Annotated in this window: 6 protein-coding genes; 5 read left to right on the top strand and 1 reads right to left on the bottom strand. The window is 69.2% G+C overall.

Annotated features, from left to right (window positions below):
• Positions 1-120 precede the first annotated feature (120 nt).
• The 5 genes from C5F48_RS11535 (at position 121) to C5F48_RS11515 (ending at position 3,854) form a co-directional block, all read left to right on the top strand.
• Positions 121-747, top strand: a complete 627-nt coding sequence (locus tag C5F48_RS11535; protein ID WP_107664062.1) for a hypothetical protein — start codon at positions 121-123, stop codon at positions 745-747.
• Between the two features lie 172 nt (positions 748-919).
• A complete protein-coding gene (locus tag C5F48_RS25160) occupies positions 920-1,075 on the top strand; it encodes a hypothetical protein (RefSeq protein ID WP_170139613.1) in 156 nt (51 codons plus the stop codon).
• A 172-nt stretch (positions 1,076-1,247) separates the two neighbouring features.
• Positions 1,248-1,862, top strand: a complete 615-nt coding sequence (locus C5F48_RS11525) for a hypothetical protein (RefSeq protein ID WP_107664060.1) — start codon at positions 1,248-1,250, stop codon at positions 1,860-1,862.
• Positions 1,863-1,991: 129 nt separating this feature from the next.
• On the top strand, positions 1,992-2,582 hold the full coding sequence (locus C5F48_RS11520) for a hypothetical protein (RefSeq protein WP_258186497.1): 591 nt from the start codon (positions 1,992-1,994) through the stop codon (positions 2,580-2,582).
• A 465-nt stretch (positions 2,583-3,047) separates the two neighbouring features.
• Positions 3,048-3,854 (top strand): DNA adenine methylase, encoded by an 807-nt coding sequence (locus C5F48_RS11515; protein ID WP_107664064.1) that lies wholly within the window; start codon positions 3,048-3,050, stop codon positions 3,852-3,854.
• Positions 3,855-3,949: 95 nt separating this feature from the next.
• On the opposite strand, the gene C5F48_RS11510 is transcribed toward C5F48_RS11515, so the two are convergent.
• Complete coding sequence (locus C5F48_RS11510) at positions 3,950-8,935, bottom strand: RecQ family ATP-dependent DNA helicase (RefSeq protein WP_211314648.1); 4,986 nt, start codon at positions 8,933-8,935, stop codon at positions 3,950-3,952.
• Between the last annotated feature and the right edge of the window lie 232 nt (positions 8,936-9,167).

Raw genomic sequence — 9,167 nt, 5'->3', positions numbered from 1 at the left:
GGCGAAGACAGCGGCCCCCGTCACTACGCCGGCGACGGCCCAGCCCGGTAAACCTCTGGCCGCCGCTCCGGGAGCCTCGTCCCCGCCGGCGGCGGCCGGCCCGAGCTGGAGGACCGCGGCATGAAGGAGGCTCTGCTCCGTCCGGTCGACAGCGATGCGCTCGACCAGTACCCGATCGCCGAGGACGAGGATCTGAAGGGCCACCGCTTCGTCATGTTCGACCACGACCGCTGGCTCAACAGCGACACCTTCCTGCGCATGTCGGCCGAATGCGGCTGGTTCTACCTGAACCTGATCTTCCTGTCGCAGAAGCAGCGGCCGATCGGCACGCTGCCCGACGACGACGAGCTCCTGGCCTCGCTCCTGCGCATCGACCTTGGCCGCTGGAAGGAACTGCGGGCCCGGCAGATGGGCCCCTTGCACAAATGGCGGCGGGTCAGGTGCGGCGCCAAGATCCGGCTGGCGCATCCGGTGGTGACGAAGATCGCCGAGGAGACGGTGGAGAGCCGGATCCTGCGCGTCCAGAGCAACGAGGAGAAGGCGGTCTACCAGCGCCTGAAGCGGCTGCGCGAGGGGCTCCTGTTCCTCGGCTGCGACAAGTCGGTGGTGGCGGACGACGTGCTGGTGCAGCGGATCGACGGCTGGCTGACCGAGCACGCGCCGGGCAAGCGCACCCGCGCCTCCTACGAGCGCGCCCTGATGCATGCCGTGGCGCAGAAATGGATGCTGCGCGCGGTCAGCGGCTGATCTGACACGGGATCAACTGTTCCAGGAACAGTTCCGAACTGTTCCGGAACGTTCTGGAACAGATCGGAACAGTTCCAGCCAGAGGAGAGGAAAGGAAATGAAAGGAGATCTTGCGGCGCGGGAACGGAGCCGGCGGCGCAGCGGGGACGCCGGGCGGGCTGGGGAGGAAGGGATGAGGGGTGACGACGTGAAGGACGGCAGGGAAAGCAGGCGGGGCCAGGGGGTGCTGCGCGCGGCCTTCCTGCAGCCGCTGGCCGACGAACACGGGCGCTCGGGCGCAGTCCGGAGCGCGGAAGCGGAGGCGGCGGCCGCCAAGCTCCTGATCTGAAACGACATCAACTGTTCCAGGAACAGTTCCGAACTGTTCCGGAACGTTCTGGAACAGATCGGAACAGTTCCAGCCATAGGAAAGGAAAGGAAATGAAAGGAGATCTTGCGGCGCGGGACCGGATCCGGCGGCGCGGAAGGGACGCAGGGCAGGCTGGGGAAAGGGGCGAGGGATGAAGGACGGAAGCGACGAGACCGAAGGAGGCAAGGAAGGCCGGGCGCTGGTGCGCGAGGTCTTCCTGCAGCGGCTGGCCGGCGCGGGGCTGGTGCGGCCGAAGGGCATGGGCGAGGCGGCGCATGCCGAGGCGTTGACCCGGCTGGCCGGGTTCCTGAGCTACATGGGGCCCGACACGCTGGCGGTGCTGGCCGAGCTGGTGCTCGACCATGCCGAGGGGCCGCGGCGCAATGTCTGGCCCTCGGAGGCGGTGATCCGCGGGCTGGCGCGCGGCCTGCAGGAGCGGCCGCTGATGGAGCACCCGATCGTCACCAGCTGGCTCGCCTCGATCGAGGGGCCGAAGGCCGAGCTCGGCGGCTACCTTGTCGAGCTCCTGCGCTTCCTGCGCCGGCATCCCCGGCCGCCGATGGCGATGGACCGCCGCAAGATCCTCGAGGAGGCGGCGGAGAACCAGCGCGGCCGCGAGCTGATGCTGGGCCGGGTCGAGCGCGGCACGGCCACGGCCGACGACCGGGCGGCGCTGGCCGCCTACGAGGAGGACCTGCGCCAGGCGCGCGACATCGTCGCCGCGGGACGGGCGAAGCGCGCGGCCGGCAAGGGGCAGGCGGCGTGACGGGAGGAAGCGGAGGAAGGCGGGCACGATGCGGGCGGAAGAAGAGGAGATGTGGGCGGCAGGATGCGAGCGGCGGTGAAGAAGGCTGCGGATACGGCGACGATGAAGACGGCGGGAAAGGCGGAAGCGATGGCACTGGACATGAAGGCGGGCGGCACGATGGCGGCGACGGAAGCGGTGGGCAAGGCGGCGAAGAAGAAGCTGAAGGCGGCCGACCGGCTGGCGCTGGTGACGCTGAGCAGGGCCCCCTGGGATCTCGGCCCGCTGACCCCGCGCCAGATCGCGGGCAAGGTGATCGAGCCGGTCACGACGGTCGATCCTAAGACCGGCAAGACCTCCAACCCGAACGGCGTGATCCGCACCCGGCGCGAGACCTGGGTCGAGCGCTACCTGCGCAAGGGCAAGCTCAGCGCCGCCCAGGCCAATGCCGCCGAGCAGCTGGCCGAGGCCGCCCAGGGCCGGCGCGGCCGCGACATGCTGGCCGCCATGGTGAAGGTCGACACCAGCGCCAGCGACTTCGACCCGGCCGTCGCCCATCTCGACCGCCGCCGCCGCTTCCACGCGATGTGGGCCGCGATCCCCGCGTCCTGCCGCCCGGCGGTCGAGCACGTGGTGCTGAACGACCACTCGCTGCGCAGCATGGCCGGCTGCAACAGCGGCAAGGCCGAGGCCCGCTACCTCGACCGCCTGCAGCGCGGGCTGGAGGCGCTGACGCGGTGAAGGCGGGGAGTGGTCATGACCTTGATCCCGACAGCATCAGGTGGGCGATCGGCAGGAGCGCGGCGATCGCCGCCGAGCCTTGCTCTCCCTCTGCCGGAATCCCGCGGGTCCTTCCCGGGCGATCCTGTGGCGCGGGTCATTCGCACCCCGGTGGTTTCGCTGCGCTTAACTCGGCGGAAAGCCTTAACCAGCCGTGACTTAACAAACGCGGCGAGGCTTTACGACTGCGCCGGCCGCGAGCCTGCCTCCCGCCGGCGCGGATCCCCGGCGCGGGAGAGAACGCCTCCGCCACCTTGAGCACCGGCCGGGCGTTCGCGCCCGGTCCCGCCCCGGCAGAGGCCGGGCTGCGCCAACAGCCCGAACCACGCGGCTTAAACTTTCGAAATGACCGCGCCAGCCCGTCGAATGCTTCCAGGCCGCCTGCTTCCTCGCGAGGGCAGCGGCCTTCTGGAGCAGAATCAGATCATGCAACAAGTGCGACCCGCTGTCCCAGTGGCCCCCTGGCTCGGGGGCAAGAAGCGCCTCCATCCCCTTCTGATCGAGCGGATCGAGGCGATCCCGCATCGCAGCTACATCGAGCCCTTCGTCGGCATGGGCGGCGTCTTCCTGCGCCGCCGGATGCGGCCGCGGCTCGAGGTGATGAACGACCGCAACGGCGAGATCATCAATCTCTTCCGCATCCTGCAGCGCCACTATCCGCAGCTGAAGGAGGTGATGCGCTTCCAGATCTGCAGCCGGCGCGAGTTCGAGCGGCTGCGCGCCACCGATCCCGCCACACTCACCGACCTCGAGCGCGCAGCCCGCTTCCTCTACCTCCAGCGCTTGGCCTTCGGCGGCAAGATCGACGGTGTGTTCGGCGTCTCGGCCAGCACGTCCCCGCGCTTCTCGCTGGCCCGCCTCGAGCCGCTGCTCGACGCGGCGCATGAGCGGCTCGACGGCGTGGTCTTCGAGAGCCTGGACTGGGCCGAGCTGATTCCGCGCTACGACACGCCCGACGCGCTGTTCTACCTCGACCCGCCCTACTTCGGCGGCGAGGCGGACTACGGCCGCGGCCTCTTCGACCGCAGCCAATACGCCCGGATGGCCGAGATCCTGGCCGCGCTGAAGGGAGCTTTCGTGCTGTCGATCAACGACGCGCCGGAGATCCGCGCCCTGTTCGGCGGCTTCCGGATCGAGCCGGTGCGGCTGACCTACACGGTCAGCGCGGGGCAGGGGACCGAGGCGCAGGAGCTGGTGATCAGCAACCGCGAGGCGCTGGCGCGGCTGCTGTAAACGAGGGGCGGGCCCGGTCGCCGGGAGCGCGCGGCCGGGTTTGCCGAGCCTCGAATGGGTCAATAGACTCAGCGTGTCGGGCGCTCGCTACGGGATTAAATGTCCTCGTAGATCAACTCCGGCAGCACGACTTCCCATTCATCACGTCGCATCACGTGGCGGAAGCTCTCGTCGGCGTCCGCCTTGCGCCACCTGATGATTGCGGCGACCTCGGCCCGGAGGAAGCTGCCGCCTTCGGGCGGGGTGAAGGCGCGGGACAGGCGGCCGAGCGGCTGGCCTTGTGCGTCCAGGATCTGCCAGCGCTCGCCGTCGCGTGAGAGCGTGACGGGGTCGCCGACCTTTGCCGCGGTGATCGCGGCGAGGGCGCGGTGGCCGGGCGGCATGCGGCCGGCGTAGGAGAGATCGACCAGCTTCAGGTCCGGGGCGACATGGCGACGCCGGTCCTGCGGCAGGGCCGATGGGCAAGGCGTCACGCTGCGGGGCAGGATCGCGGGAGCGCCGGGCTGGAGGAGGCAGTGGCCGCCGCTGGTCAGCACGGTCAGGCTCTGCCTGGCCCGGGTCATCGCCACGTAGAACAGCCGGCGCGGGGCGTCTGCGTCCTCGCCGCGCGAGGCGCGATCCCAGCCGCCGTTCAGGATGGCAACATGGTCGAACTCCAGCCCCTTGGCGCGGTGCGCGGTCAGCAGCAAGAGGCCGCGCTGTTCGCCACGCGCCTCGCGGGCCCATTCGCCGAACCATTCCACGAGATCGGTCACCGGTGCCGCCTTGTCGCCCAGCTCGCGGGCCAGCGCGCCGAGGCCTTCGCCGATCAGGTCGGTCCAGCGCGATTGCGGCAGGGCGTTCAGGATTGCAACCAGATCCGGGATAGTCAGCAGCCGGGCGCGCTCGCGCAGGATCTCGCGGATGAAGGCCTGCATCTCGCGCATGCGCCAGAGACTCGGCATGGTCTCGCTGGCCAGCTCCACCGGCAGGCCGAGGCTTTCGGCGTAGCTGCGCACCGGCTCGAGCCGCCGCCAGTCGCGCGAGATGATCGCCGTGCTGCGCCACTGCCAATCGGGGTCGAGGCGCGACAGGCGCAGAAGCTCGTCCACCGCCGCCACCGCCTGCATCGCGTCACCGGGCGGGCAATCGAGCAGGGTGACCCGGCCCTGAGCCACCGGGTCGAGCGCGGCGAAGCCGCCACCGGGGGCCGCTTTGGCGCGGGCCCGGTTCACCGAAATGTCGTGGCCGATCTTCATCCGGCCCTGCGCCGGCGCGATCACCGCATTTGCGGCGGCGACGATATGCGCAGTGGAGCGGTAGTTCTCGGTCAGGAACACCGGCTTCGCCGCGTAATCGGCCTCGAAGCGGCGGATGAAGTCGATCGAGGCGCCGGCGAAGGCGTAGATGTTCTGGTCGTCGTCGCCGACGGCGAAGAGGCTGAGCCGCAGGTCGGGATCGTCGAGGCTGCGGCCGGCGACGGCGGCGATCAGCGCGTATTCCTCCGGGCCGATGTCCTGGTACTCGTCGACCAGGATCCAGCGATAGCCCTGGATCAGCGTGTCGCGCAGCGCCTCCGCCTCGGCCTTGCCGAGGCCGTCGCCCTGCAACAGCCGCACCGCCTCCAGCACGATGCCGTCGAAGTCGCGCGGGGCGTCGCGGTCGCCGATGAAGCTGGCCCCGACCAGCCGCATCGCCAGGGCGTGGCAGGTTGACACGGTGACCAGGGCTGCATCGTCGCCGACCAGCCGGCGCAGCCGCTCGCGGATCTCGGTGGCGGCGTGACGGTTGTAGGTGAGCACCAGGATGCCGCGCGGATCTTCGCGCCGCACCCGGATCAGATAGGCGATGCGATGCACCAGCACCCGGGTCTTGCCGGAGCCGGGGCCGGCGAGGACCAGGACGTTGGTCTGCTCGCGATCGTCGCGGACGATCTCCTGCTGCACCGGGTTGTTCAGCGCCTCGACGATGGTCTTCCAGGACGCTCCGGTGGTCTGGCGACGCAGTTCGGTACCCCGGCCGGGTAGCCAGCGCTCGAGGAAGAGGTCGCGCTCCAGCGTGAAATAGTCTTTCGACAGAAGCTCGGCCTGATCCAGCGCAGCGAGGCCCTTCTCGGCATAGGCCGCCATCACATGGGTCTGGATGGTCTGCTCGGTGTAATGCTCCTCGAGCGGGGCGAAGTGCTGCAGGGTGAAGGGGCCGCCCTTCTGGTTCAGCTGCACCGTCATCGCCGAGCGGAAAACGGTCAGCCCCCGGCCCAGGGTGACCACCTGCTGCTCGTGCAGCCAGAGCAGCGCCCGGTCCATCAGCCGCGACATCTCCTGCACCGAGGAGCGCAGCAGCGCGTCGCCGTTCAGCGCCGCCAGCATGTTGCCGAGTGTGGTCTCCACTTGGATATCCTTGCCGCGCATGCCCTTCTGCAGCTTGCCGATCAGGTGCTGCAGCAGGATCAGCGCGCCCTGGCGTCGCAGTTCGGCGGTCTGGTCGAGCACCTTCCACGAGCGCTGCAGCCGCAGGAACACCGTGTTCCGGTTCACCTTGCGCAGATGCAGGTTGCCGCGGCCGCCCTCCTGGTCGCGCCCGTCATGGGCCATGCCGCGCAAGAGCGTCTCGACCAGATCGGGTCGCACCCCGCCATGGCCACGCTCGCGCAGGGTCTGGCAGGTCTCTGCCAGGTTCAGCGGCTGGGGCTCTGCGCCATCGGCATCGGGTGCCGCCTCGCGCATCAGGGCGATCAGATCGGTCTCCAGCCGCGCGGCGAAATCGAGCCGGCGGAGCGAGGCATCCTCGACGCCGGCATGGATGAAGACGGTCATCGCTGTGTCGTCGCTGGCGATGCCGAGGATCTCCAGATCGCTCAGCGCCTTGCGCAGGGCGGGGCCGGTCAGGCCGCAAGCCCCGCTCAGATGGTCGGTCGAGATGCCGGCGTCGGCGGGCGCGTTCATCACCTGCCGCACCAGATCCAGCAGCTGCCGCCGCCGCGCGCCGGTGATCTTCGCGGCGTCGATGATCTTCGCAGCCTCCTCCATGCTGCGGATCCGCAGCGAGGAGGGGAAGACCTGCACCCGGTTCTCCTCGCGCGACAGGAGCTTGGCCTCCTCCAGCCAGGCGACAGCGGTCTTCACCCTCGTGTCGTCGGTGGCGCTGTCGCGGTCGAATTCCTGCTCGGTCTCCTCGCGCACGATCTCGCCCGGCGTCGCCACCACCTCGCCGGTCTTCTTGGTGCGGGTGTCGAGCCGGCGCAGCGCCTTCAGGATGGCCCCGATCTCGTGCCGGGCAAGGCGGGAGCGGGCCGAGAGGCTGAACTGGCGCTCCACGTCATCGGCGCTGAACAATAGAACGCAATCCGCGGGGGCGGTGTCGCGCCCGGCGCGGCCCGCCTCCTGCAGGTAGTTTTCCAGCGATCCCGGGATGTCGCCATGCACCACAAGACGGATGTCGGGCTTGTCGATCCCCATTCCGAAGGCATTGGTCGCGGCGATCACCCGCAGCTCGCCCACGCGAAACCGCTCCTGGATCTCGCGCTTCTCGTCCGCCGGCAGACCGGCGTGGAAGCGCTCGGCGGCGAGCCCTTGGGTCTTGAGGAACTCGGCGACCTTCTCGGTCGCCGCGCGCGAGGCGCAATAGACCACCGCGCCGGACACACCCTCGGCTGGCAGCTTCTCCTCGATGGCGTTGAGGATGTCGGCCAGCTTGGTGCTGCGCTGGGTCGGCAGCACTGCGAAGGTCAGGTTGGTCCGCACCGCGCCGCCGTCGAGCAGCTGCAGCTCCACCTCGAGGCGGCTCTGGAAATGCTCGCGGATGTCGCGCACCACCTCGGGCTTTGCCGTGGCGGTCAGGCAGAGCACCGGCGCGGGCGGCTCGTCGCCCGAGTATTCCTTGATGAAGCGGCTGACATAGCGGTAGTCGGGTCTGAAATCATGGCCCCATTTCGAGACGCAATGCGCCTCGTCCAGCACCCAGAGCCCGACCTCGCGCTGTTTCAGCGTCGATCGGATCGACACCGAGCGCAGCTGCTCGGGCGAGATCAGCAGGATCGCCGCGTCGCCCATCCGCACCTGTTCCAGTGCATGATGCCTCTCGGGCAGCGACAGCATGCCGTTGACAGTAACGGCCGAGGAGATCCCCGCCCGCGCGAGCCCCTGCACCTGGTCGGCCATCAGCGCCACCAGCGGCGAGATCACCACCGTCAGCGCCCCGGTCTTGTCGAAACGGGACAGCGCCGGGATCTGGTAGCAAACCGATTTGCCGGTCCCGGTCGGCAGGATGCCGAGGATGCTCTTGCCGGCCATGGCCTCGGCGACGATGCGCTCCTGCAGCGGCGCGCCGCTCGCATCCACCGGCGTGGGGCGGAAAGCGGGAAAGCCGAACCAGCGCTGCAGCGCGCGCCGAGGATCGTTCATCTCGGCGCACCAGGCGCAGCCTGCATCACTGCAGCTCGTGTCGCGCAGATGCCGCACGATCTTCGAGGCCTCGCGGAACTGCGCCCGCACCCAAGGCGGCATCACCGAGTCCCCGCCCGCGACCGAGATCCAAGACAGCGCATAGGCCATCGGCCAGCCCAACTGCGGGCTGGAGAGCCGCCCCAGCGTCTGAGAAATCCGGTGGTCGCAGGCGCGTGCCGCCAGCTGCCGGCGGATCGCGGCCTCCGCCTCGGGCAGCGACGGCGCTTCGGCCCCTCGAATATGGCGGAAGACCGCATCGAAGCCGCCCGCACCTTCGCCGCGCGTGGTCAGGTAGTGGTAGGCCGAGAGGGAGTCCGGCGCTTCCTCGGCCATCCGCGCGAAGGCGGCGAGCTGGTTCTGCAGAACCTCGAAGGCCAGCCGCGCATCGCGCTCCGGGTCGTTCACATGACCGGCCTGCAACCGGCCGTCGTGATAGTGCTTCACGAGGTGGTGGTAGGGATTGCGCGGAAAAGCCAGCGGATTTAGCCACAAGGTGTCGATCGCCGCCTGTCCCAGCGCTGCGAGCCCGGGCCGGTTGGCTGCCAGATGCGGCAGGTCATGGCGCAGAATGTTGTGCCCAACCAGATGCCTGGCACCGTCGCAGAATGCCTCCAGCCGATCGAGCCCGGCGTCGAGATCTCCGCGCTGGTGTAGCATCGCCCGATCGTCCTCGCCCCTGACCGCCGCAAAGGCGAAGAGCCGGGCTGTCTTCGGATCGACTTCCAGGTCAATCGAGACAGCATGGGCGAGAAGGGTCGGCGGGTGGCTCAAACTTGGCGTCCTCGGCAAAGCGCAGATACAGGGTCCGAGCCTTGGTGAGAAATTCGGCAACTTCAAGGAGAAAGGTTATTGAAACCTTTTCAGCTGGATGGGCTGCAATGTTTCGTGG

The sequence above is a fragment of the Cereibacter changlensis JA139 genome (assembly GCF_003034985.1).
Lineage (GTDB): Bacteria > Pseudomonadota > Alphaproteobacteria > Rhodobacterales > Rhodobacteraceae > Cereibacter > Cereibacter changlensis.
Note: the sequence above shows the minus strand (reverse complement) of the source record. Positions and strands in the feature narration are given on the sequence as shown.

Bases quoted from the DNA above. Each gene is read 5' to 3' on its own strand.
- C5F48_RS11520 (WP_258186497.1), top strand. From the start codon at position 1,992: ATGGCACTGGACATGAAGGCGGGCGGCACGATGGCGGCGACGGAAGCG.
- C5F48_RS11525 (WP_107664060.1), top strand. From the start codon at position 1,248: ATGAAGGACGGAAGCGACGAGACCGAAGGAGGCAAGGAAGGCCGGGCG.
- C5F48_RS11510 (WP_211314648.1), bottom strand. From the start codon at position 8,935: ATGCTACACCAGCGCGGAGATCTCGACGCCGGGCTCGATCGGCTGGAG.
- C5F48_RS11515 (WP_107664064.1), top strand. From the start codon at position 3,048: ATGCAACAAGTGCGACCCGCTGTCCCAGTGGCCCCCTGGCTCGGGGGC.
- C5F48_RS11535 (WP_107664062.1), top strand. From the start codon at position 121: ATGAAGGAGGCTCTGCTCCGTCCGGTCGACAGCGATGCGCTCGACCAG.
- C5F48_RS25160 (WP_170139613.1), top strand. From the start codon at position 920: ATGAGGGGTGACGACGTGAAGGACGGCAGGGAAAGCAGGCGGGGCCAG.